Here is a 23,246-nt window from a genome sequence, read left to right on the forward strand (position 1 = left end):
GAGCAGGACGGTCAGTCGCGGCGCTGACGCCGACGGCGGAACTCGCCGCCCTCGTCGCCGCTGCCGCCTTCGCCGCCGGCCTCACCACCGGTGGGGGCAGCGGTGGGGCCGCCGCCCTCGCCGGCCGGCGCGTCCGTGGCGGCGGCGCGCGGAGCACCGTCACCCCGGTCGCTGCGCTCGCGGCGCGGACCACGGTCGCCGCCGCGGTCGCCACGGTCGCGCGGGCCACGGTCGCCACGGTCGCGGCGCGGGCCACGGTCGCCGCCGCGGTCACCGCCCCGGTCGCCGCCGCCACCCTCGGCCGCCGGAGCGACCTCGCCGTCGGCGCGCACCTTGTCGAGGTAGACCTTGCCGCGGGCGTCGATGTCGGCGATCTGGACCTCGACCTTGTCGCCGACGTTCAGGAAGTCCTCGACCCGCTCGACCCGCTTGCCCTCGCCCACCTTGGAGATGTGCAGCAGGCCGTCGCGGCCGGGCAGCAGCGAGACGAACGCGCCGAACGCGGCCGTCTTCACCACTGTGCCGAGGAAGCGGTCGCCCACCTTCGGCAGGGTCGGGTTGGCGATCGCGTTGATCCGCTCGACCGCCGCCTGCGCCGACGGGCCGTCGGTGGCGCCGACGTAGATCGTGCCGTCGTCCTCGATGGTGATGTCGGCGCCGGTCTCGTCCTGGATCGCGTTGATCATCTGACCCTTCGGGCCGATGACCGCGCCGATCTTGTCGACCGGAATCTTGACGGTGGTGACGCGCGGCGCGTAGTCGGACATCTCCGCCGGCGCCGCGATCGCCTCCTCCATCACGTCGAGGATGGTCTGGCGCGCCTCGTGTGCCTGCTGCAGCGCGGCGGCGAGCACGTCGGACGGGATGCCGTCGAGCTTGGTGTCGAGCTGCAGCGCGGTGACGTACTCCCGCGTGCCGGCGACCTTGAAGTCCATGTCGCCGAACGCGTCCTCGGCACCGAGGATGTCGGTGAGGGTGACGTACTGCGTCTTGCCCTCGACCTCGTCGGAGATCAGGCCCATCGCGATGCCGGCGACGGCCGCCTTCAGCGGGACACCCGCCGACAGCAGCGCCATCGACGACGCGCAGACCGAACCCATCGAGGTGGACCCGTTGGAGCCGAACGCCTCCGACACCTGCCGGATCGCGTACGGGAACTCCTCGCGGCTCGGCAGCACCGGGATCAGGGCCCGCTCGGCGAGCGCGCCGTGCCCGATCTCGCGCCGCTTCGGCGCGCCGACCCGGCCGGTCTCGCCGACCGAGTAGGGCGGGAAGTTGTAGTTGTGCATGTACCGCTTGGACTTCGCCAGGCCGAGCGTGTCGAGCGTCTGCTCGAGGCGGAGCATGTTCAGCGTGGTGACGCCCATGATCTGGGTCTCGCCGCGCTCGAACAGCGCCGAACCGTGCACCCGCGGCAGCACGCCGATCTCCGCGGTGAGCGGACGGATGTCGCGCGGGCCACGCCCGTCGATGCGGACCTGCTCGCGCAGGACGCGGGCGCGCACCTCGTTCTTGGTGAGCGACCTGATCGCCGCGGAGAGCTCCTTCTCGCGCCCCTCGAACTGGGCGCCGAGCTGCTCGATGGCGGCGGCCTTGACCTTGTCGAGGGCCTCCTCGCGCTCGGCCTTCGGGGCGATCTTCAGCGCCTCGGCGACCTGCGCCCGGACGGCGCCGGCGACGGCCTCGTAGGCGTCGTCGGCGTACTCGTGGAAGGTCGGGTACTCCTGCACCGGCTTCGCCGCGACCTCGGCCAGCTCGCTCTGCGCGCGGCACAACTCGCGGATGGCCGGCTTCGCGGCCTCCAGGCCGGCGGCCACCACGTCTTCGGTGGGTGCCGCGGCACCGGCGGCGACCAGAGCGATGGTGTGCTCGGTGGCCTCGGCCTCGACCATCATGATCGCCACGTCACCGTCGGGCAGCGCGCGCCCGGCGACGACCATGTCGAACGTGGCCTTGGCGATCTCGTCGTTGGTGGGGAACGCGACCCACTGGCCCTCGACGTGCGCCATGCGGGTGGCACCGACCGGGCCGCTGAACGGCAGGCCGGACAGCTTCGTCGACATCGACGCGGCGTTGATCGCCACGACGTCGTACGGGTGCTGCGGGTCGAGCGCCAGCACCGTCTCGACGACCTGGACCTCGTTGCGCAGGCCCTTCACGAACGTGGGCCGCAGCGGGCGGTCGATGAGCCGGCAGGTGAGGATCGCGTCTTCGCTCGGCCGGCCCTCGCGGCGGAAGAACGAGCCGGGGATCCGCCCGGCCGCGTACATCCGCTCCTCGACGTCGACGGTGAGCGGGAAGAAGTCGAACTGCTCCTTCGGCGCCTTGCTGGCCGTGGTGGCCGAAAGCACCACGGTGTCGCCCAGCTGGGCGAGCACCGAACCGGCGGCCTGACGAGCCAGGCGACCGGTCGAGAAGATCACTTCGCGGGTGCCGCGCGCACCGTTGTCGATCACTGCGCGGGATTGGTGGGTGCCGAGAGTGGTCGGCTGGGTCATGTGGGTGTGTACTCCTTCGATCAGTTCTTCGAAAGGTGCCCCACCCAGAGCGACCGGCCGCCGGTCTTCGATCGAAGCTCGCGGGTCCTACGTTTCAAGGTCCGAAAGCCACTACCGAGGACCGGTGCACCGTCGCTCACGGGGCGTAAAGCACCAGTGTTACAGAAAACAAGAGGGAGCGGCGAGTTACGCCGCTCCCTCGAGGCCTATCGACGCAGGCCAAGCCGCTCGATGAGCGACCGGTACCGGGCGATGTCGGTCTTCTGAAGGTAGTTCAGCAGCCGGCGACGGCGGCCGACCAACAGGAGCAGGCCGCGGCGGCTGTGGTGGTCGTGCTTGTGCTCCCGGAGGTGGTCGGTGAGGTCGCGGATCCGCTTGCTCAGCATCGCGACCTGAACCTCCGGCGAGCCGGTGTCGCTTTCGCCGGTCTTGTACTCCGAGATGATCTCGGTCTTCTGGGCGGTGTCGAGCGCCATGTTCTCCCTTAAATCTGTTTACCGGGTGTGCCCGGGCCCGCGGCGTCGGGCAGGCATCCGGGCTTCGCGCCATCTCAGAAGGCACGACGAACCGCCGGATCAGCCGGCGGACTCCTCCACGGTACCAGGTTCACTGAGGAGACTTCTGGTGCGGGCGACGTCGTCGTTGATCTGTTCCACCAGCGGCGGCAGCGAGGTGTAGGTGCGCTGCTCGCGGAGCCGTTCGACGAAGTCGAGCGCGATCCGTTCGCCGTAGATGTCGGCGTCGAAGTCGAGGATGAACGCCTCCACGCGCCGCTCCCGGCCGGAAAAGGTGGGGTTCGTCCCGATCGACACGGCACCCACCCGGTTGGTGTCGCTGGGCGTGGGGTGCCCGATCGCGACCCGCGCGGCGTAGACGCCGTCGGCCGGCACGGCCGCGTACTGGCTGCTCATGAGGTTCGCGGTCGGGAAGCCGAGTTGGCGCCCCCGCTGGTCGCCGCGGACCACCACGCCCTCCAGGCGATGGGGGCGCCCGAGCGCGGCGGCCGCCGCGCCCACGTCACCCGCCGCGATCAGCGAGCGGATGTAGGTGGACGAGAAGACGGTGTCACCGGCCGCCACCAGCGGCGCCTCCTCGACCCCGAACCCGAACGTCCGGCCGAGCCGGCGCAGCAGGTCGACGTCGCCGGCGGCCTTGTGGCCGAAGCGGAAGTTCTCCCCCACCACCACGAAGCCGGCGTGCAGGGTGTCGACGAGCACGTCGTGCACGAAGCCCTCGGCCGACAGCTTGGAGAAGTCCAGCGTGAACGGGATGACGCAGAGGGCGTCGACGCCCAGCCCGGCGATCAGTTCGGCCTTACGGCTGGGCTCGGTGAGCACCGCCGGATGCGACCCGGGCCGCACGACCTCGGCCGGGTGCGGGTCGAACGTCATCACGACGGCCGGCACGCCGGTCTCCCTGGCCCGCTTCACGGCGTGCCCGATGATCTGCTGGTGCCCGCGATGGACACCGTCGAACACGCCGATGGTGACGACCGACCGGCCCCACCCGCCCGGCACCGAGTCCAGACCCCGCCACCTGAGCATCAGTCTCCTCCCACGAGCACGACCTCGGGACGGGCCCGCCCGTCCCGCTCGGACACCACGGCCAGCACCTCGCCGGCCGGATCGAACACGGCGTACGGGCCGGCGATGCCGACCGTCGCCAGCGGACCGCCATGTCGCAGCGTGCGCGTCTCCGCCTCGGTGGCGTCGCGGCGCGGCAGGAGCCGGGCGGCGGCGGCCGAGATGTCGAGGTTGATCGGATTCTCGGCCAGCTCCTCGAGCGTGGCCGCCTCGGCCAGCGTGAAGCCGCCGACGGCGGTGCGCCGCAACGCCGTGAGGTGCCCGCCGGTCTTGAGGTCGGCGCCCAGGTCGCGGGCGAGCGCCCGGATGTAGGTGCCGGACGAGCACTCGACGTCGACGTCGAGGTCGATCACGCCGTCACCCCGGCGGGTCGCCAGGAGGTCGAACCGCGACACCGTGACCGGCCGCGCGGCCAGTTCGACCGCCTCGCCCTTGCGCACCTTGGCGTAGGCCCGCACGCCCTTGATCTTGATCGCGCTCACGGCGCTGGGCACCTGCTCGATCGCGCCGGTCAGGGCGGCGATCCCCTGCGCGACAAGATCATCGGTGACGCCCGAAGCGTCGGCGCTCGACGTGACCTCGCCCTCGGCGTCGTCGGTGATCGTCGACTGGCCCAGCCGGATCGTTCCGAGGTACCGCTTGGTGCTGCCGACCACGTAGGTGAGCAGGCGGGTCGCCCGCTCGACCCCGAGCACGAGCACGCCGGTGGCCATCGGATCGAGCGTGCCGCCGTGCCCGACCCGGCGGGTACGGGCCAGCCGCCGAACCCGGGCGACCACGTCGTGCGACGTCATTCCGGCCGGCTTGTCGACGACGACGATGCCCCCTCTGCTCACGGGGTCACAGCGTGCCACACGGGGTTACACCGTCGCGCCCACCCTGGCCCAGCGACCGCTTCGCACCCGCAGCAGCATGCCGGCCAGGCGGGCCAGGATGAACAGGGTCAGCGCGGCCCACACCCCGCCCAGGCCGAGGTCGAGCCGGCCGGCCAGCAGCGCACCCGGCATGAACACCCCGAAACCGGCCACGATCGTCAGGTTGCGCAGGAACCGGGTGTCGCCGGCGCCGAGCAGCACGCCGTCGAGCGCGAACAGGAGGCCCGCGAACGGCTGCATGGCCACGAACCACGGCCAGGCCAGCAGCGCCTGGTCGATCACCGCCTGGTCGTCGGTGAACAGGCCGGGCAGCACCGCGGCGCCGGCGCCGATCACCACGGCGAAGCCCACGCCGGTGACGATGCCGACCAGCGCGACCCGTCGGGCCAGCCAGCGCGCGCCGTCGGCCCGGCCGCCGCCGAGCTCCGCGCCGACCAGCGACTGCGCGGCGATCGCCACCGCGTCCTGGGCCAACGTGCAGAACATCCACAACTGCAGCGCGATCTGGTGCCCGGCCACCGCCGCCGACCCGAAGCTCGCCGCGACCGCGGTGGCGCTGAAGAACGACCCCTGCATGGCGGCGCCGCGCAGCAGCAGGTCACGGCCCATCACGAGCTGGCCGCGCAGCACCGCGAGGTCGGGCCGCAGCGGCGCGCGCTCGCGCATCAGCGCCCGCAGGAACAGCAGGCCGCTGAGCGTCTGCGCGACGGCGTTCGCGATCGCCGAACCCACCAGGCCGAGCCCCGCCGGGTAGACCAGGATCGGGCAGAGCACCGCCGAGAGCAGGCTCGCCGAGAGCACGTAGTAGAGGGGACGCCGCATGTCCTGCACGCCGCGCATCCAGCCGTTGCCGGCGGTGGCCAGGAGCAGGCCGGGCGCGCCGAGCGCGGCGACCCGGAGCCAGGTGGTGGCGGCGTCGGCCACCTCGGCGTCCCCGCCGGCCATGGCCCTGCCCAGCGGACCCGCACCGATCTGCGCGACGAGCGCGACCAGCACGCCGAACCCGAACGCCAGCCACGATCCCTGCACGCCCTCGGCGATGGCCTCGGCCCGCTGGCCGGCGCCGAAGCGGCGGGCCACCCGGGCGGTGGTGCCGTACGAGACGACCGTGCCGAGCCAGGCCGCGATCGTGAGCGCGCTGCCGCCGATGGCCAGCCCGGCCAGCGGCACCCGGCCCAGGTGACCGACGACGGCGGTGTCGACCAGCACGTACGTCGGCTCGATGGCCAGCACCACGAGCGCCGGCAGGGCGAGCGCGGCCACCCGGCGCATGGTGGGCTCGGTGGTCATGCCCCCGATCCTGCCGGCACCCCGTAAGGCCTCACAACCCTTACAGCACTTACTGGGACGTGGCACCGGACACGCCTGTGGACGCCCACCGGCGGTGGGCGTCCACGATCAGGCAGATGTGTGTCTAGTAGCGGCGGTCCATCGAGGCCTGCAGCGCGGCGCGGGCACTCTCGCGCTCGGTGGGCTCGGGCTTGGGCTGCGGCTTCGGCTTTTCAGACATGGCGAAGTCTCCTTGGACGTCTCCGGTGACACGGGCGGTCGCGCGGCCGGCGCTGAAGGACGGCCGCTGAACACGGTGCGTGGTGACCGGGATCGCCGGTGCACTCACGGCGGGAGCGGGCCAGCCTGGTGGGCCGGCCATGGAGACCGAGATAGCGGTTGTGCACACCCTCGACTTGCTCCCCCTCGCGGCCAGCAGTGCATCCCGCGGCGGGGAGCTGGCCTGCTATGGGGAGCAGATCCCGCCGCGACGGCGAAGGATAAGTACGACGGTGCGCATGCGATCTAAACTATCGTTTAGTTCCACCATGTGCGCGCTGTTCCCGGCAACTGAGACACCGAAAGGGCGTCGGTTTCCCGACGCCCCCTCGATTTGACAGCTGGATCAGCCCTCGCGGGCGGCCGTCACCTCGTCGTCTTCCGACTCTTCGGTCTTGTAGGGGTTCGCGCCGGCCGCGTACTGCTTGCCGGCCGCGAGGCGCTGCACCTCGGCGTCGGCGGTGCGGGCGGCCGCGAGCAGCTCGTCGATCTCCTTGACGTGCTCCTGCACGTCGTCGTGCACGAACGCCAGCGACGGCGAGTGCCGCAGCCCCATCGCCTTGCCCACCGTGCTGCGCAGCAGCCCCTTCGCGCTCTCCAGGGCGGCTGCGGTGCCGGCCTGCGCGGCCGCGTCGCCGAACACCGTGTAGAAGACGGTGGCTTCGCGCAGGTCGGCGGTGATCCGGGCATCGGTGATCGTGATCATCCCGAGGCGGGGGTCCTTGATCTGGGTGCGAACGACCGAAGCAACCAGTTCGCGCACACGCTCCGCGTGGCGACGCACCTTGGCAGGGTCAGACATCTCCCTCACCTCCTGATCAGACGACAATCCGTACGGTTTACGAGCGTACCCAGCCCGGCGGATTAGTCATCGTCGCCGTGCAGGCGGCGTCGCACCGACAGCATTTCCACTTCCGGGCGCGCGGCCACCAACCGCTCACACCGGTCCAATACGTCACGAACGTGGGCAGGCTCGGCCGCGACCACCGCGACCCCGATGGCGGCCCGGCCGTGCAGGTCGAGCGAGTCGACCTCCGCGACCGCCACCTCGAACTTCCGCAGCGCGGCGATGATCGGCCGCACGTAGCCGCGCTTCTCCTTCAACGACCGGCTGTCACCCGGGAGCAGCAGGTCGAACTCGGCAGTACCGGTGAACAATCAATTCCCTCCGTGAGAGGCGACAAAGGCCCGGCCGAATGTACCGGCCGGGCCCTGTCACATCGATGTTATGCCCGAGGCTTCTCGCGCATCTCGAACGTGTCGATCACGTCGCCGACCTGGATGTCGTTGTAGTTACCCAGGTTGATACCGCACTCGAAGCCCTCGCGGACCTCGGTGGCGTCCTCGGTGAACCGCCGCAGCCCCACGACCGTGAGGTTGTCGGCGACCACCGCGCCGTCGCGGAGCAGGCGCGCCTTGCCGTTACGGCGGATGAGGCCGTTGCGCACCATACAACCGGCGATCGTGCCGAACCGCGACGAACGGTAGATCTCGCGCACCTCGGCACTGCCCAGCTCGACCTCTTCGAACTCGGGCTTGAGCATGCCCTTGAGGGCCGACTCGATCTCCTCGATGGCCTGGTAGATGACCGTGTAGTACCGGATCTCCACGCCTTCGCGCTGGGCGAGGTCCTTCGTACGGCCTTCCGCCCGCACGTTGAACCCGATGATGATCGCGTCGGACGCGCTGGCCAGGTTGACGTCGTCCTGAGTGACCGAACCGACGCCGCGGTGGATGATCCGCAGCGACACCTCGTTGGAGATCTCCAGCTTGACGAGCGCATCCTCCAGCGCCTCGACCGAACCCGAACCATCGCCCTTGAGGATGAGGTTGAGGCTGGTCTTCTCGCCGGCCTTGTAGTCGTCGAAGATCTCTTCCAGGGTGCGGCGACGTCCGCTGATCGCCATCTCGGCCGCGCGGCGGCGAGCCTGCCGCTGCTCGGCGATCTGGCGGGCGGTGCGGTCGTCGTCGGCGGCCAGGAACGTGTCACCCGCGCCGGGCACGGCCGTGAGGCCGAGCACCAGCACCGGCTGCGACGGAACCGCCGTCTCCATCGGACGCATGTTGTCGTCGAGCATCGCGCGGACGCGCCCGTGGGCCCGGCCGGCGACGATCGAGTCACCGATGTTGAGCGTGCCCTTCTGCACCAGCACCGTGGCCACCGGACCGCGACCGCGGTCGAGGTGGGCCTCGATCGCGATGCCCTGTGCCGGCCCGTCGATCGGTGCCCGCATGTCGAGCGCCGCGTCGGCGGTGAGCAGCACCGCTTCGAGCAGGCCGTCGATGTTGATCCGGCTCTTCGCCGAGATGTTCACGAACATCGTCTCGCCGCCGTACTCCTCGGCGACCAGGCCGTACTCGGTGAGTTGCTGCCGCACCTTGTCGGGGTTGGCGCCATCCTTGTCGATCTTGTTCACCGCGACCACGATCGGCACCTCGGCCGCCTGGGCGTGGTTGAGCGCCTCGATCGTCTGCGGCATGACGCCGTCGTCGGCCGCGACCACCAGGACCACGATGTCGGTGGCCTGGGCACCACGGGCACGCATGGCGGTGAACGCCTCGTGACCCGGGGTGTCGATGAACGTGATCGCGCGGTCTTCACCCTCGTGCTCGACGTGCACCTGGTACGCGCCGATGTGCTGGGTGATGCCGCCGGCCTCGCCCTCGACCACGTTGCTCGACCGGATCGCGTCGAGCAGCTTGGTCTTACCGTGGTCGACGTGACCCATGACGGTCACCACGGGCGGCCGGCTGACCAGCCGCTCCTCGTTGACCTCCGCGTCGAGGTCGATGTCGAAGCGGGCGAGGATCTCGCGGTCCTCGTCCTCCGGGCTGACGATCTGCACCACGAACCCGAGGTGCTCGCCGAGCAGCTGGAGCGTCTCGTCGGTGCACGACTGGGTGGCCGTCACCATCTCGCCGAGGTTGAACATCTCCTGGACGAGCGAGCCGGGGTTCGCCGCGATGCGGTCGGCGAAGTCGGACAACGACGCGCCGCGCGGCAGCCGGACCGTCTGGCCCTGGCCGCGGGGCGCACCCGAACCCATCGTGGGCGCGGAGAGGTTGTCGAACTCTTGACGCCTCTGCTTCTTCGACTTGCGACCGCGGGTGGGCCGGCCACCGGGACGCCCGAAGGCACCCGCGGCACCGCCGCCACGACCACGACCGCCACCACCCGGACGACCGGGAGCGCCGCCACCGGGGGCACCGCCACCGGGACGGAAGCCGCCGCCGGCACCAGCACCGCCACCGCCGCCGGGGCCGCCGCGGAAGCCACCGCCACCGCCGCCACCACCGGGACCGCCACGGAAGCCACCGCCACCGCCGCCACCGCCGGGACGACCGGCACCGCCGCCGCCACCACCGGGACCGCCGCGGAAACCACCGCCACCGCCACCGGGACGACCGGCACCGCCGCCGCCACCACCGGGACCACCGCCGGGACGCGCGGGCCGCTGGCTCGGCATCTGCGACGGGTTCGGCCGGGGGCCGCCCATCGACGCCGGGCTGGGCCGCGGCGGCATGGACCCCGGGTTGGGCCTGGGAATGGAGTTCGGCGTCGGCCGACCGCCACTGGCAGCCGGGTTGATGCCGAACGGGTTGTTGCCGCCCCGCGCCGGCGGACGCGGCGCGCCGCCGCCGGGACGCGGTGCGCCACCGGGTGCGGGTGTGCCACTGGCCGGACCCGGACGCGGGCCGGGCCGCGGAGCACCGGTGCCGGGCTGGCCACCGGACGGACGACGGGTCGTCTCGTGCTGCCGGGCCGCCTGCGCGGCACGGACAGCGGCCTCCTGCTCGGCCTTCAACGCCGCGGCGCGCGCCTCTGCGGCCGCCACCTCGATGTCGTGGGCACTCGCCGGCTTGACCACGGGTGCGGCCGGCGTGACCGGACGCGGCGGGCCGGGAACCGGGCCCCGACGGTCGCCGCCACCGCTGGGCCGGTCGGCCGGCCGATCGGTAGGACGCTCGCTGGGACGCTCGGCACCGTTGCCGGCCGGGCGCTTCGGTGGCGGCGGACCGGGACGCGCCGAGGTACGCGGCGGAGCCGGTGCGGCCTTGCCGTCGGCCCGGGGCGGACCCGGCTGTGCCGACTTGGCCGGCGGCGGTGCCGACGCGGCGGCCGGAGCCGCCGATCCCGCCACGAATGACGCACGCAGACGGCGCGCCACCGGCGCCTCTACCGTGCTGGAAGCTGATTTGACGTACTCACCGAGCTCTTGGAGCTTCGCCAGTACGGTCTTGCTTTCGACCCCGAGCTCTTTCGCAAGCTCGTGAACGCGGGCCTTCCCTGCCACTGCACTCCTCATCTCGAGGTCAGCAGCAGCTCCGTTTCCGGGCCCGCGCCGACCTCACTCGTGCACTTGAAGCCTTGTCATTTCAGGGACTTCATCGTGTGCTCATGTTGGTCGTCCTACCTTGCTTCTGCGGGTGGGCCGGTTGACCCACCGCCGACGGTGCCGACCCCGACTCGTCCTGGGACAGAGCCTCGGCCAGCTCACCCGTGTCGACGACACCGGTGACGCGCAACGAACGCCCGAAGGCGCGCCGCCGCTGCGCTAGTGCGAAACAACTCGGACCGGGATGCAGATGCGCCCCACGGCCGGGTCGTCTACGTGGCGGATCGGGAACCAGGCTGAACTGACCAGCGCCGGTCTCCACCGCCACGAAACGCAACAACTCGGATGCTGGTACGCGCTTCCGGCAGCCGATACAGGTGCGGACGGGATGAGCCGAAAGCACCGGCGGGGCGGCCGGTCGTGCGCGACGTACCACGGAAAGTCTACCCCGCGCTCTCCGCGCGTGCGCCGCCCGGTGCGGCCGGAGATCCGCCCGAGGCCTCGGTATCTGGACGGATATCGATGCGCCAACCGGTCAATCGGGCAGCAAGCCGGGCATTCTGCCCCTCCCGCCCGATTGCGAGCGAAAGCTGGAAGTCGGGCACGATCACCCGAGCGGTGCGGTTCGCGGCGTCGACAACATCGACGCGCAGTGCCTTCGCGGGCGACAGAGCGTTGCCGACGAACGCCGCCGGGTCGTCCGACCAGTCGATAATGTCGATCTTCTCACCATGGAGCTCGCTCATCACCGCGCGGACCCGCTGGCCCATCGGACCGATGCACGCGCCCTTGGCGTTGACCCCGGCCGCCGTCGACCGGACCGCGATCTTGGTGCGGTGGCCGGCCTCGCGGGCGATCGCGGCGATCTCGACGGTGCCGTCGGCGATCTCCGGGACCTCCAGCGCGAACAGCTTCTTCACCAGGCTGGGGTGCGACCGGGAGAGCGTGATCTGCGGCCCGCGGAACCCCTTCACCACGTGCACCACGATGCACCGCAGCCGGTGCCCGTGCAGATACTCCTCGCCGGGCACCTGTTCCGCCGGGGGCAGCATGGCCTCGACCTTGCCCAGGTCGACCGTGACGATGCCCTTCTCGGCCCGCGCCTCGTGCGCCTGCACCACGCCGGTGACCAGGTCACCGTCGCGCCCGGCGTACTCGCCGAAGTGCGCCTCGTCGGTGGCCTCCCGGAGCCGCTGCAGGATGACCTGCTTCGCGGTCATCGCGGCGATGCGGCCGAAGTCGTGCGGGGTGTCGTCGAACTCGCGCGCCACCGTGCCGTCCTCGGCCATCTCCTGCGCGAAAACGGCGGCGAACCCGGTCTTGCGATCGATCTCCACCCGGGCGTGCGAATGCGCGCCATCGGTATGGCGGTACGCGGTGAGTAGGGCGGTCTCGATGGCCGAGAGGATGGTCTCGAACGGGATCTCCCGTTCTCGCTCCAGGGCCCGGAGGGCCGCGAGGTCGATGTTCACTCCTCGTCCTCCTCGAAGTCATCGTCAGCGTCTTCGTCGTCGTACTCCTCGGCACCGGCGATCTCGTCGAGATCGTCGTCCGAGACGGTCTCCAGCCGGCTGAACTCCAGCTGGATCTTCCCCGTACCCAACTCCCCGTAGGCGAACGTGTGCTCGGTTCCGTCGACCGACAGTGTGACGCCGTGGTCGTCGGCCGCGGTCACCCGTCCGGTGATCTGCTTGTCGCCGGCCTTGACCTGCACCAACCGGCCGGTGTTGCGCCGCCAGTGCCGGGGCAGGCTGAGCGGCCGGTCGACGCCGGGCGAGCTGACCTGCAACTCGTACTCGCCCACGAAAAGCGTCTCGCCGCCGGCCTCCGCCGCGTCGAGCGCCGCCGATACCAGGCGCGACACGTCGGCGACCGCGTCGAGGTTCACCCCGCCGTCGCGGTCGACGGTCAGCCGGACGAGGTGGCGGCGCCCGGCCCGCGAGAGGGACAGCCCGTCGAGGTCGTACCCGGCCGCGGTGACGACCGGTTCGATCACCTCACGCACCCGCGCCCGGTTCGGGCTCGGACCGGCGGGAAACTCGCGCTGCGGCGGCGGCCCGCTGCGGTTCTGCGACCCCCCGCGGTTCTGGGCACCCGAGCGCGACCCACCAGCGCCGCGGCCTCCGCCACGCCCGTGCCGCTGCGCCATCCCGATGCCCTTCCCGCTGGTGATCCCGACAAGATCCCGCTCACGCCGATACGCCGCTCGCAAGACTGGCACGAGCGGCTTGCCCTGAAGCCTACGCGCCGTAACGGCGCTCGCCGGCACGGCGCTCCGAGTACGGGCGCGTTGCGCCGATGGTGTTGACTGTGGCGATGCCTTGGGGGTGGGGACGAACCGGGCGCCGTACCTTTATGGCCGCCGCGGCCGGCGCTGTCGGCGTCGCCCTGGTCGGCTGTGAATCGAACGACGACGGGGCCTCGGCCATTCCCGCGGCCGACGCCGCCGCGCTGCGCCAGGTCGCCGGCGAGGCGCTCGACCTGGCCAACCGCTACGACGCGGCGATCTCCCAGAACCCCGACCAGGCCGCCAAGCTCACCCCGATCCGCGACGCCCACCGCGAGCACGCCGCGGCGATCGGGCGGTCGCTCGACGCCTCGGTCTCGGCGGCGGCGCCCACTTCGTCCGGGAGCACGGGATCGGGCGGCGCGGGGTCGGGCGGCGCGTTGAAGGCGCTCGCCACGGCCGAGAAGGCCGCCGCCGAGCGCGCGGTCGCGGCCTGCGTCGCCGTCGCGTCCCATTACGCGCCGCTGTTGGGCGCGGTCGCGGCGGCCCGCGCGAGTCACGCCGAGGTCCTGCAGTGAAAGGCTCCGGGGTGAGAAGCGGGGAGACGCCGTGAGCACGGCCGAAGAGGCGTTCGCCGCTGCGCTGGTGGCCGAGCACGCGGCGGTGTTCGGGTACGGGCTGGTCGGCGCCCGGCTCGACAACAGCACCCTGGCCCTGGCCACGCAGGCCGAACTGGCCCACCGGGCCCGCCGCGACGTGCTGGTCGCGCGGCTCACCGAACGGGGCGCCAAGGCGCCGGCGGCCGAACCCGCGTACAGCCTGCCCGAACCGGTCACCGACCTGGCCGGCGCGTTGAAGTTGGCGATCGGCATCGAGGAGCGCACCGCCGCCGTGTGGCGGGCCGCGCTGCTGTCGACCGACGGCGACGACCGCCGCGTCGCCGTCGACGCCCTCACCGACTGCGCCGTCCGCGCGACCCGCCTCCGCCGCGCCGCGTCCATCACGCCGGCGACCGTCCCGTTCCCCGGCCGCCTCGGCTGAGGGATCAGGCGGCCCGTTCCACGGGTAGGCGGGCCCGCGTGAACAGGGCCGCGCCCAGCATCGCCGCCGCCGGGACCACCACCAGCGACACCAGGACGTTCAGCCACGGGACGACGTACGGCATCGGTGCCTCGAACGCGGGCCACGTGGAGGCCAGCGCCCGGTTCTGTCCGGTGATCACGGCGGCCGCCGCGCCGAGGCCGGCCAGCAGGCCGAGCAGTGAGCCGAGACCGGCCACGATTCCGGTGCGGCTCAGCGACAGCATCCGGCGCACCCCGGGCGAGGCGCCGACCGCGGCGAGCGTCGTCAGGTCGGCCCGGCCCTCGGCCGCGGCCAGCCCGGTGGCGATCCCGGCGGCGCCGATCGTCACGACGCCGGCGACGATCGCCAGCACCACCAGGAACGGCTCCTGCTCCGGTGTCGGCGGCTTCTGCGTGGTGATCTGCCAACTGCCGTCGACCTTGGCGGCGGCGGCCAGGAACGCGTCCTCCTCGGCCTGCGTCGGCCGGTGGTCGGTGACGCCGATGTAGCCGGCCGGCCGGCTGGTGAGGCCCAGCTTGGCGATGCCCTCGGGCGAGACGACGACGACCGGCGAGTCGGTCGGCGGCAGCACGAGCGCCGGCAGTTCGACCTTCCGGGGGTCGCCCTCCCGACCGCTGATGGCGATGGTCGTCCGGCCGCCGGCGACGGCGAACCGGTCGGCGACGAGCACGCCGCCCGCCCGCAGCATGGCGGTGGCCGCGTCGAGCGTCGCCGCGTCGAGGTCGACGAGCGTCCCGAGATCCTTCGAGTCGATCACGACCTCGTTGAACGACGGCCCGTACGACTCGCGCAGCGTCGTCTCGCAGCGCGGATCGTTGCGGGCGGCCCGCTGCTTCTCCCGGCTCAGGTTGCCCTGATTGATGTACGGGCACTCCTGGGCGGCGGGCCGTTCGGTGGCGAGATAGCAGACGGACCCGCCGGCGCAGACCGGGCGACCGATCGGCACCGTGGTGGTCACCGGCATCGTGGCCGTCATCGCGGCCGCGAGCGCGGGGAACGCGGCGGCCGGCGGTGGTGGCGGCGGCTCCTGGTTGGGGCCGGACGGCCACTCGTTCGCCTCCGCGGCCACCCACCCGGCCGGCATGACCAGCGGTCGGTCCGACTGGATGTAGCGGCCGGTGCCGCTGGCGATCGTCACCCCGGCCAGCGTGCTGACCGCCACCGCCGCGAGCACGGCGCTGATCGCGGGTGCGGCCGCGGCCCGGTTGCGTCCGACGTCGCGCAGCGCGATCCGGGCCGACAACGGGAACCGGCCGCCGAGCCGCGCGACGAGCCCGACCAGCGCCGGCGTGCACAGCACCAGGCCGATCTCGCCGATCACCATGCCGGCCATCGAGATCGTGTCGTCGGCCCGCGAGGCGCCGAACGCCGTTGCCGCGATGCCGAGCACGAGCGTCACCAGACCGAGCACCGCCCAGCGGCGGCGCAACCGGGTGACGGCGTACAGGCCGCGCAGCGCGGCGACCACCGGTTGGCGGGCCGCCGTCCACGCCGGCACGATCGCGGCGAGCACACCGGAGCCGATCGCCAGCAGCACGAGGCCGGCCAGCGCCGACGGGAACACGCGGAACGCGCCGGGCGTCTGGTTCATGACGTTGTCGTCGAGCAGGGGGCGCGTGGTGTAGGCCACGACGATCCCCAGCACCACGCCCAGCGCGGCGGCGAGCGCGCCCAGCACCACGCCGTCGGCCAGCACGATCCGGCGCAGGTGGGCCGGGCTGCCGCCGGCCGCCGCGACGAGCGCCAGTTCCCGCCGCCGGCGCCGGGCACCGACCGCGAACGCCGGCGCCGCCAGCAGCACCACCTCCAGGATCAGCGCACCCGCGAAGATCGTGCCGATCCGGAACGCCTCGCCGTTGTTCCCGTTCGGCGGCGGCATCGTGGCCGGGTCGTACGGCGGCGGGTCGATCATGACCACGCGCGAGTACCCCACCGCGCCGCGCTTGTTCAGCGCCACGACGTCGGCCCAGGTCATCGGCGCCGGCGTGTCGGCCAGCCACTCGCTGTACCGCTCGTTCGCCGCGATCGGCGCGGCGTCGGGCCGGAACACCACCTTCTGCCCGCGCAGGTCCATCGGGTCCTCGACCAGCCCGACGACCTTCCACGTGCGGGATCCCTCGGGGTTCGAGACCGTGCCGCCGACGCCGGCACCGAGGCGCTTGCCGGCCTCCCGGGTCAGCACCACCTCGTCGGCGTTCGCGGGCGCCCGCCCGGACACCTGCCGCAGCATGCCTCTGGCCAGCGGATCGGTGTAGTCGAGCTCCCAGATGACCAACCGGCCGCGGCCGGCCTTCGTCCGGAACCCGGTGACGCCCTCGGTGACCGGGATGATCCGGCTGCCGGCGGGCAGCAGCGACCTTGCGACGTCGCCCGTCAGCGGGACCGGCCCGCCGGTCTCGATCTGCGTGCCGATGCCGGTCGGTTCCTGCTTGACCGGCCCGTCGTACATCTGGGTGAGCTTGATGTCGGCCGTGCCGATCTCGCGGTCGACCTTCTCGGCCGCCGTGAGGTCGAACGTGTCGTAGGTGACCGCGAAGAACGTGAACGCCAGCACCGGCAACCCGATCAGCGCGAGCACCAACGCGCTGCGTCCCTTCGACCGCCGGGCCTCCCGCCGGGCGATCCGCAGCGCGACGAGCCAGGCCCTCACCGCGGCGCTCCGGAGAGGAGCTGGTCGGCCTCGCCGATCGGCCCGCTGGTGTCGACGATCACGCCGTCCTTGAGGAACACCACGCGATCGGCCCAGGCCGCGTGTCGGGCCTCGTGGGTGACCAGGATCGCGGCCGCGCCGGCGTCGACGCGGGCCCGCAGGACCCGCAGCACCGCCTCGCCGGTCTCCGAGTCGAGGGCACCGGTGGGCTCGTCGGCCAGCACGAGGCGGCGCTCACCGACCAGGGCGCGGGCGATCGCCACCCGCTGCTGCTGGCCGCCGGACAGCTGCTCCGGGAACCGCTTCGCGAGGTCACCGAGGCCGAGATCGGCCAGCGCCGCGAGGGCGAGCCGGCGGGCGGCGCGGATCGACCTGCCGTCGAGTTCGAGCGGCAGCGCCACGTTCTCCACTGCGGTGAGGCTCGGCAGCAGGTTCAGCTCCTGGAAGACGTAGCCGACCCGGCGCCGGCGCACCGCCGCGAGCTTGCGCCGGGACAGCGTGCCGAGCACCTGGCCCTCCACCGCGACCTCGCCCCGGGTCGGCGCGTCGAGCCCGCCGCACAGGTTGAGCAGGGTCGACTTGCCCGAGCCGGAAGGCCCCATGACGGCCACCAGCTCGCCGGCGCCGACGGAGATCGAGACCCCGCGCAGGGCGTGCACGGCCGTCTCGCCGGACCCGTGCACGCGGTGCACGTCACGCAGTTCGATGATGGTCATCGCGCCTGCTCCTTCTCGGTTTCGGCCACCGCGTCGCCGGTCGGCCGCGGCGCCGGAGCGTGCCGGACGATCGTGACCTCGCAGTGGTCGAGCCAGCGCACCTCGGCCTCCGCCTGGAAGATCATCGCGTCGAGAACCAGCAGCCAGGACAGGTCGGTCGGCGTCGCCGTGCGGGCCTTGAGCCGCGTGTACTCCTGCAGCGCGCGCATGGTGGCGGTCCGCTGGGCCTGGATGACCCGGGGCACGTCGACACCCGCGGTGGTGAGGGCGAGCGCGAGCTTGATCGCGAGTTCGTCGCGGGGACGCTCACCGCGCCGCACCGGCGTGGTGAACCACGCGTCGAGATCGGCCCGGCCGGCCTCGGTGATCGAGTACGGCCGTTGCCCGTTCTCGCTCTCCGGCAGGCCCACCGCCAGGCCGTCGCGCTCCAGCCGGGCCAGGGTCGTGTAGACCTGCCCGATGTTGAGCGGCCACGTTCCGCCGGTGGTCTCCTCGAACGCGACGCGTAGCTGGTAGCCGTACATCGGACCCCGCCGCAGCAGCGCCAGCAACCCGTACCTGATCGACATGGATACCGAGTATGCATACTCCGTATGCCCGTGACAAGAAAAAATCCCGGACGCCGTCGACGTCCGGGATCCGCTGTTCCGGTTACGGCAGGGTCAGGATCTCCACGCCGTCGTCGGTGACGAGGACCGTGTGCTCGAACTGGGCCGTCCACTTCCGGTCCTTCGTGACGACGGTCCAGCCGTCCTTCCACATCTCGTACCGGTGGGTGCCGATCGTGATCATCGGCTCGATCGTGAACGTCATGCCCGGTTCCATGATCGTGGTGAGGTCGGGCTTGTCGTAGTGCGGCACGTAGAGGCCGGAGTGGAACGTCTCACCGATGCCGTGACCGGTGAAGTCGCGCACCACGCCGTAGCCGAAGCGGCGGGCGTACGCCTCGATCACCCGGCCGACGGCGTTCAGCGGCCGCCCGGGCGCGACGGCGCGGATGCCACGCATCATCGCCTCGTGGGTCCGCTCGACGAGCAGCCGGTTCTCCTCGGTGACGTTGCCGACGCAGAACGTGGCGTCGGTGTCGCCGTGCACGCCGTGGATGAACGCGGTGACGTCGACGTTGATGATGTCGCCGTCCTCGATCACCGTCGTGTCGGGGATGCCGTGGCAGATGATCTCGTTGAGCGACGTGCAGCACGACTTCGGGAAGCCCTTGTACCCGAGCGTCGACGGGTAGGCGCCGTGATCGCACAGGAACTCGTGGACGACCGCGTCGACCTCGTCGGTGGTGACGCCGGGCTGGCAGTGCTCGCCGGCGAGCTGGGTGGCCTGCGCGGCCAGCCGGCTGGCGATGCGCATCTTCTCGATGATCTCCGGCGTCTGCACGTCGGAGCCGCGGTGCCTCTTGGGCCCCGGCCTGCCGACATACTCCGGACGGACGATGTTCGCCGGCACCTCCCGCCACGGGGACAGCGTGCCGGGCCGGAGTGGGGCGCGGGTCTGCATGAGGACGAGCCTAGCCGGTGGCCGGTACCGGTCAGGCGGCCTCCACCAGGGCACGGAACGGACGGGGGTCGCCGGCCATCTCCGGATGCCACTGCACGCCGAACACGAACCGGCGGCCCGGGTCCTCCACCGCCTCGATCACGCCGTCGTCGGCCCAGCCGGTGACGGTCAGCTTGCCGGGGTCGCTGACCGCCTGGTGGTGGTACGAGTTGACCTCGGCCGCCGGGCCGAACACGGCGGCGGCGATGCTGCCCGGCGCGAACGTCGCCCGGTGGCTGCCGTACACGCCGGGCGCCGGGGCATGTTTGTTCGCTCCACCGAGCACGTCGGGGAGGTGCTGGTGCAACTGCCCGTCGTAGGCCACCGCGAGCAGTTCCATGCCGCGGCACACCCCGAGCACCGGCAGGTCCACGTCGAGCGCGGCGCCGAGCACGGCCACCTCGCCCGCGTCGCGGTCGGGCCGGGTCACGGTGAGTTCGTGCGGCTCGGCGCCGTACCGCGCCGGCTCGATGTCGGCCCCGCCGGCGAGCACCAGCCCGTCGAGCCGGCGCACAAGGTCGGCAGCGCCAGCTGCGCCGCCGATGGAGTCGGGGGGCAGCACCACGGCGCGGCCGCCGGCTTCGGTCACCATGAGCACATAGGACTCCGGGACGAGCACCGCGCGCATTTCCCACACGCCCCACGCCGCGGGTTCGACGTACGCGGTGATCCCGATCAGCGGCCGCGTCACAGCGGTGTGACGTAGGCGCCGGTGATGCCACCGTCGACCACGAACGTGTTGGCGGTCATGAAGCTGGAGTCGTCGCTGGCGAGGAACGCCACCGCCGCGGCGATCTCGGCCGGGTCGCCGAACCGGCCCATCGGGACGTGCACCAGCCGCCGCGCCGCGCGCTCCGGGTCCTTGGCGAACAGCTCCATCAGCATCGGCGTGGCGATCGGCCCGGGGCACAACGCGTTGACCCGGATGCCCTCCCGCGCGAACTGCACGCCGAGTTCCCGGGTCATCGACAGCACGGCGCCCTTGCTGGCGGTGTAGGCGATCTGCGACGTCGCCGCGCCGAGCAGCGCCACGAAGCTCGCGGTGTTGATGATCGAGCCCTTGCCCTGCCGGCGCATGTGCGGCAGCACGTACTTGCAGCAGTAGTAGACGCTCGTCGCGTTCACCGACATGACGCGCTCCCACGCGTTGATGTCGGTGTCGAGGATCGAGTCGTCCTCCGGCGGCGAGATGCCCGCGTTGTTGAACGCGATGTCGACCCGGCCGTGCCGCTCGGCCACGCCGTCGAACAGCTCGCGCACCTGCTCCTCGTCGGCCACGTCGACCGTGACCGCTTCGCCGCCCACCTCCTCCGCGGCGGCCTTCGCGGCCGCGGGGTTCAGGTCGGCGGCGACCACGACGGCGCCCTCCGCCGCGAACCGCCGCGCCGTCGCCAGCCCGATGCCGCTGCCGGCGCCGGTGATCACGGCGACGCGTCCTTCCAACCGGTTCATGGTTCTCCTACTCGCTGCTGAAGAAGATGTTCTTGACCTCGGTGAAGGCCGCCACCGCGTCCGGGCCGAGCTCGCGGCCGAGGCCGCTCTGCTTGACGCCGCCGAACGGCGTCCAGTACCGCACGCTGGAGTTCGAGTTGACGCTCAGGTTGCCGGTCTCCACCCCCCGGGAAACGCGGATCGCCCGGCCGAGGTCGCTGGTCCAGATCGAGCCGCTGAGACCGTACTCGGTGTCGTTGGCCAGTTCGACCGCCGCCGCCTCGTCGTCGAACGGCAGCACCGACACGACCGGGCCGAAGATCTCCTCGCGCCAGTGCCGGTCGTTCTCGTCGTGGGCGAGCAGCACGGTGGGCGGGAACCAGAAGCCCTTTCCGGACGGCGCGCTACCGCGGAACGCGACGTCCGCACCGTCCACATAGGACGCGACGGACTCCCGTTGCGCGGCCGAGATGAGCGGGCCCATCTCAGCGTCGGAGTCGGCGGGATCGGTGCAGCGGAACGCCGTCACCGAGGTTTCGAGCAGTTCGAGGAAGCGGTCGAACACCGGGCGCTGCACGAGGATCCGCGATCGGGCGCAGCAGTCCTGCCCGGCGTTGTCGAACGCCGCCGACGGCGCGGCGGCCGCGGCCTTTTCGAGGTCGGCGTCGGCGAACACGATGTTGGCGCTCTTGCCGCCGAGTTCGAGCGTGAGCCGCTTCACCTGGTCGGCACAGCCGGCCATGATGCGCTTGCCCACCTCGGTGGACCCGGTGAAGCACACCTTGCGCACCAGGGGATGCGTGACGAACCGCTCCCCCACGACCGAGCCCTTGCCGGGCAGCACGGTGAACACACCCTCCGGGATGCCGGCCGCCAGCGCCAGTTCGGCGAGCCGCATCGCGGTGAGCGGCGTGACCTCCGCCGGCTTGAGCACGACCGTGTTGCCGGCCGCGAGTGCGGGCGCGAAGCCCCAGCCGGCGATCGGCATCGGGAAGTTCCACGGCACGATGACGCCCACCACGCCGAGCGGTTCGTGGAACGTGACGTTCATCCCGCCCGGCACCGGAATCTGGTGGCCCAGCAGGCGTTCCGGCGCGGCCGAGTAGTACGCGAGGACGTCGCGCACGTTGCCGGCCTCCCACCGGGCGTTGCCGATGGTGTGCCCGGAGTTGCGCACCTCCAGCCGCGCCAGCTCCTCGATGTGATCGTCCACGATGGACGCGAACCGCCGCAGCAACCGGCCCCGGTCACCCGGCGACATGGCCTTCCACGCCGGGAACGCCTCGTGCGCCCGGGCGATGGCGGCGTCGGTCTCCTCCATGGACGCGGCCGGAACGGACGCGACCACCTCTTCGGTGACCGGGCTCAGAACCTCTGTCATTACAGCCTCTCGAAGCCTCGTACCAGTTCCCAGTCGGTGACCGCCGCGTCGAACGCGGTGAGTTCCACCTTCGCGTTGTTGGCGTAGTGGGCGACCACGTCCTCCCCGAACGCGTTCCGCGCGATCTCGCTGCCCTCCCACAGGGCCAGGGCGTCGCGCAGCGTGGCCGGCACGTGCGGCGCCGTCTCGTCGACGTAGGCGTTGCCGACGTACTCGTCCTCGAGCGCCAGGTCGTTCTCGATGCCGTGCAGGGCACCGGCGACGAGGCCGGCGACGGCGAGGTACGGGTTGACGTCGGCGCCGGGAACCCGGTTCTCCACCCGCATCGAGGCGGGGCCGTGGCCGACGAGGCGCAGCGAGCAGGTGCGGTTGTCGGTCCCCCAGCGCACGGCCGTCGGCGCGAACGAGCCGGCCACGTACCGCTTGTAGGAGTTGATGTTCGGCGCGAACAGCAACGTGAACTCGCGCATCGTGGCGAGCATTCCGGCCATCGCGGCACCCATCACCGGTGACGTATGACCGGGCCCGTCGCCGTACGCCACCGGCTTGCCGTCGCGAACGCCGCGCAGCGAGAAGTGGATGTGGCACGAGTTGCCCTCGCGCGCGTTCGGCTTGGCCATGAACGTGACCGACATGCCCTCCTGCGCGGCGATCTCCTTCGCGCCGTTCTTGTAGATGACGTGGTTGTCGCAGGCGGCCTGCGCCTCGTCGTACTTGAACGCCACCTCGTGCTGGCCGAGGTTGCACTCGCCCTTGGCGCTCTCCGGGGTGAGCCCGGCGCCGAACATGTCGTTGCGCAGCCGGCGGAGGAACGGTTCGACGCGGGCGGTCTGCAGCAGCGAGTAGTCGGCGTTGAAGATGTTGCCGGGCGTGAGGTCGCGGTAGCCGCGGGCGTACGCGTCCTCGTAGGAGTTCTTGTAGAGCACGAACTCCAGTTCCGTGCCGGCGTAGGCGCGGTAGCCGGCGTCGGCGAGGCGGGCCAGCTGCTTCTGCAGGATCTGCCGCGGCGACGCGGGCACCGGGGTGTGGTCGTGGTCGAGCCAGTTCAGGTCGGCGATCACGAGCGCGGTGCCGGGGTGCCACGGCATCGGGCGCAGCGTCGAGAAGTCGGGCGTCATCGCGAAGTCGCCGTAGCCGCGCGACCAGCTCGACATTTCGTAGCCCTCGACGGTGTTCATCTCCACGTCGACGGCGAGCAGGTAGTTGCAACCCTCGGTGCCGTTGGCCACCACCTCGTCCATGAAGTGCCGGGCGTGGAACCGCTTGCCCTGCAGGCGCCCCTGCATGTCGGTGATCGCCACGACCACGGTGTCGATATCCCCGCGGTCGACCTGCGTCGCCAGCTCCTCGAGCGTCAACATCTGACCTC

General features: G+C 71.8%; 21 protein-coding genes. 2 read left to right on the top strand and 19 right to left on the bottom strand.

The features are described 5' to 3' along the window. Positions 1 to 11 precede the first annotated feature (11 nt). The 11 genes from Vau01_RS02280 to rimP form a co-directional block, all read right to left on the bottom strand. Positions 12 to 2,498, bottom strand: coding sequence for a polyribonucleotide nucleotidyltransferase (locus Vau01_RS02280; RefSeq protein WP_203986470.1), 2,487 nt, complete (start codon positions 2,496 to 2,498; stop codon positions 12 to 14). Between the two features lie 206 nt (positions 2,499 to 2,704). Further along, positions 2,705 to 2,974, bottom strand: coding sequence for a 30S ribosomal protein S15 (gene rpsO, locus Vau01_RS02285; RefSeq protein ID WP_203986472.1), 270 nt, complete (start codon positions 2,972 to 2,974; stop codon positions 2,705 to 2,707). 99 nt (positions 2,975 to 3,073) lie between these two features. Next, positions 3,074 to 4,042, bottom strand: coding sequence for a bifunctional riboflavin kinase/FAD synthetase (locus tag Vau01_RS02290; protein WP_203986474.1), 969 nt, complete (start codon positions 4,040 to 4,042; stop codon positions 3,074 to 3,076). After that, positions 4,042 to 4,875 (bottom strand): tRNA pseudouridine(55) synthase TruB, encoded by an 834-nt coding sequence (truB, locus tag Vau01_RS02295; protein WP_239151245.1) that lies wholly within the window; start codon positions 4,873 to 4,875, stop codon positions 4,042 to 4,044. The genes Vau01_RS02290 and truB overlap by 1 nt, the downstream gene beginning before the upstream one ends. A 66-nt stretch (positions 4,876 to 4,941) precedes the next feature. Then, positions 4,942 to 6,246 (bottom strand): MATE family efflux transporter, encoded by a 1,305-nt coding sequence (locus Vau01_RS02300; RefSeq protein ID WP_203986478.1) that lies wholly within the window; start codon positions 6,244 to 6,246, stop codon positions 4,942 to 4,944. Positions 6,247 to 6,850: 604 nt separating this feature from the next. Then, positions 6,851 to 7,306: a 30S ribosome-binding factor RbfA gene (rbfA, locus tag Vau01_RS02305; protein ID WP_203986480.1), complete on the bottom strand. Its 456-nt coding sequence runs from the start codon at positions 7,304 to 7,306 to the stop codon at positions 6,851 to 6,853. 62 nt (positions 7,307 to 7,368) lie between these two features. After that, positions 7,369 to 7,662: a DUF503 domain-containing protein gene (locus tag Vau01_RS02310; protein WP_203986482.1), complete on the bottom strand. Its 294-nt coding sequence runs from the start codon at positions 7,660 to 7,662 to the stop codon at positions 7,369 to 7,371. Positions 7,663 to 7,730: 68 nt separating this feature from the next. Next, the gene (infB, locus tag Vau01_RS02315) at positions 7,731 to 10,799 is read right to left on the bottom strand and encodes a translation initiation factor IF-2 (RefSeq protein WP_203986486.1); all 3,069 of its coding nucleotides are present in this window, start codon (positions 10,797 to 10,799) and stop codon (positions 7,731 to 7,733) included. Positions 10,800 to 10,890: 91 nt separating this feature from the next. Beyond that, positions 10,891 to 11,277: a YlxR family protein gene (locus Vau01_RS02320; RefSeq protein WP_373320150.1), complete on the bottom strand. Its 387-nt coding sequence runs from the start codon at positions 11,275 to 11,277 to the stop codon at positions 10,891 to 10,893. Positions 11,278 to 11,284: 7 nt separating this feature from the next. Next, the gene (gene nusA / locus Vau01_RS02325; protein WP_203986489.1) at positions 11,285 to 12,313 is read right to left on the bottom strand and encodes a transcription termination factor NusA; all 1,029 of its coding nucleotides are present in this window, start codon (positions 12,311 to 12,313) and stop codon (positions 11,285 to 11,287) included. Beyond that, entirely contained in the window at positions 12,310 to 12,990 is a 681-nt protein-coding gene (rimP, locus tag Vau01_RS02330; protein ID WP_203986492.1) for a ribosome maturation factor RimP, read from the bottom strand. Before rimP ends, nusA begins: the two co-directional genes overlap by 4 nt. A gap of 206 nt (positions 12,991 to 13,196) precedes the next feature. Here rimP and Vau01_RS02335 point away from each other — a divergent pair, with 206 nt between their 5' ends. Both Vau01_RS02335 and Vau01_RS02340 read left to right on the top strand, forming a co-directional pair. Further along, entirely contained in the window at positions 13,197 to 13,646 is a 450-nt protein-coding gene (locus tag Vau01_RS02335; RefSeq protein ID WP_203986494.1) for a hypothetical protein, read from the top strand. A gap of 31 nt (positions 13,647 to 13,677) precedes the next feature. Then, positions 13,678 to 14,109, top strand: a complete 432-nt coding sequence (locus tag Vau01_RS02340; protein ID WP_203986496.1) for a ferritin-like domain-containing protein — start codon at positions 13,678 to 13,680, stop codon at positions 14,107 to 14,109. Between the two features lie 4 nt (positions 14,110 to 14,113). Here the strand turns inward: Vau01_RS02340 and Vau01_RS02345 are convergent, their stop codons facing one another. The 8 genes from Vau01_RS02345 to Vau01_RS02380 all read right to left on the bottom strand — a co-directional run bounded on the left by Vau01_RS02345 (position 14,114) and on the right by Vau01_RS02380 (position 23,238). Continuing rightward, the gene (locus Vau01_RS02345) at positions 14,114 to 16,801 is read right to left on the bottom strand and encodes an ABC transporter permease (protein WP_203986498.1); all 2,688 of its coding nucleotides are present in this window, start codon (positions 16,799 to 16,801) and stop codon (positions 14,114 to 14,116) included. Next, a complete protein-coding gene (locus Vau01_RS02350) occupies positions 16,798 to 17,517 on the bottom strand; it encodes an ABC transporter ATP-binding protein (RefSeq protein WP_203986500.1) in 720 nt (239 codons plus the stop codon). The genes Vau01_RS02345 and Vau01_RS02350 overlap by 4 nt, the downstream gene beginning before the upstream one ends. Further along, on the bottom strand, positions 17,514 to 18,086 hold the full coding sequence (locus Vau01_RS02355; RefSeq protein ID WP_203986502.1) for a PadR family transcriptional regulator: 573 nt from the start codon (positions 18,084 to 18,086) through the stop codon (positions 17,514 to 17,516). The genes Vau01_RS02350 and Vau01_RS02355 overlap by 4 nt, the downstream gene beginning before the upstream one ends. 82 nt (positions 18,087 to 18,168) lie before the next feature. Then, positions 18,169 to 19,026: a type I methionyl aminopeptidase gene (gene map, locus Vau01_RS02360; protein WP_203986504.1), complete on the bottom strand. Its 858-nt coding sequence runs from the start codon at positions 19,024 to 19,026 to the stop codon at positions 18,169 to 18,171. 31 nt (positions 19,027 to 19,057) lie between these two features. Then, the gene (locus Vau01_RS02365; RefSeq protein WP_203986507.1) at positions 19,058 to 19,756 is read right to left on the bottom strand and encodes a gamma-glutamyl-gamma-aminobutyrate hydrolase family protein; all 699 of its coding nucleotides are present in this window, start codon (positions 19,754 to 19,756) and stop codon (positions 19,058 to 19,060) included. Then, positions 19,753 to 20,517, bottom strand: a complete 765-nt coding sequence (locus Vau01_RS02370) for a 3-oxoacyl-ACP reductase (RefSeq protein ID WP_203986510.1) — start codon at positions 20,515 to 20,517, stop codon at positions 19,753 to 19,755. The genes Vau01_RS02365 and Vau01_RS02370 overlap by 4 nt, the downstream gene beginning before the upstream one ends. Positions 20,518 to 20,524: 7 nt before the next feature. Then, the gene (locus tag Vau01_RS02375; protein WP_203986513.1) at positions 20,525 to 21,877 is read right to left on the bottom strand and encodes an aldehyde dehydrogenase family protein; all 1,353 of its coding nucleotides are present in this window, start codon (positions 21,875 to 21,877) and stop codon (positions 20,525 to 20,527) included. Further along, positions 21,877 to 23,238 carry a glutamine synthetase family protein gene (locus Vau01_RS02380; protein WP_203986516.1) on the bottom strand — a complete coding sequence of 454 codons (1,362 nt, stop codon included), beginning with the start codon at positions 23,236 to 23,238 and terminating at the stop codon, positions 21,877 to 21,879. The genes Vau01_RS02375 and Vau01_RS02380 overlap by 1 nt, the downstream gene beginning before the upstream one ends. Between the last annotated feature and the right edge of the window lie 8 nt (positions 23,239 to 23,246).

It is taken from the genome of Virgisporangium aurantiacum (genome assembly GCF_016863635.1).
GTDB lineage: Bacteria > Actinomycetota > Actinomycetes > Mycobacteriales > Micromonosporaceae > Virgisporangium > Virgisporangium aurantiacum.

Coding starts and splice junctions, on each gene's coding strand:
- Vau01_RS02280 (WP_203986470.1), bottom strand. CDS start 2,498: ATGACCCAGCCGACCACTCTCGGCACCCACCAATCCCGCGCAGTGATC.
- rbfA (WP_203986480.1), bottom strand. CDS start 7,306: ATGTCTGACCCTGCCAAGGTGCGTCGCCACGCGGAGCGTGTGCGCGAA.
- truB (WP_239151245.1), bottom strand. CDS start 4,875: ATGACGTCGCACGACGTGGTCGCCCGGGTTCGGCGGCTGGCCCGTACC.
- rimP (WP_203986492.1), bottom strand. CDS start 12,990: ATGGCGCAGCGGCACGGGCGTGGCGGAGGCCGCGGCGCTGGTGGGTCG.
- Vau01_RS02375 (WP_203986513.1), bottom strand. CDS start 21,877: ATGACAGAGGTTCTGAGCCCGGTCACCGAAGAGGTGGTCGCGTCCGTT.
- Vau01_RS02380 (WP_203986516.1), bottom strand. CDS start 23,238: ATGTTGACGCTCGAGGAGCTGGCGACGCAGGTCGACCGCGGGGATATC.
- Vau01_RS02355 (WP_203986502.1), bottom strand. CDS start 18,086: ATGTCGATCAGGTACGGGTTGCTGGCGCTGCTGCGGCGGGGTCCGATG.
- Vau01_RS02335 (WP_203986494.1), top strand. CDS start 13,197: ATGGCCGCCGCGGCCGGCGCTGTCGGCGTCGCCCTGGTCGGCTGTGAA.
- rpsO (WP_203986472.1), bottom strand. CDS start 2,974: ATGGCGCTCGACACCGCCCAGAAGACCGAGATCATCTCGGAGTACAAG.
- Vau01_RS02370 (WP_203986510.1), bottom strand. CDS start 20,517: ATGAACCGGTTGGAAGGACGCGTCGCCGTGATCACCGGCGCCGGCAGC.
- map (WP_203986504.1), bottom strand. CDS start 19,026: ATGCAGACCCGCGCCCCACTCCGGCCCGGCACGCTGTCCCCGTGGCGG.
- Vau01_RS02300 (WP_203986478.1), bottom strand. CDS start 6,246: ATGACCACCGAGCCCACCATGCGCCGGGTGGCCGCGCTCGCCCTGCCG.
- Vau01_RS02350 (WP_203986500.1), bottom strand. CDS start 17,517: ATGACCATCATCGAACTGCGTGACGTGCACCGCGTGCACGGGTCCGGC.
- Vau01_RS02290 (WP_203986474.1), bottom strand. CDS start 4,042: ATGCTCAGGTGGCGGGGTCTGGACTCGGTGCCGGGCGGGTGGGGCCGG.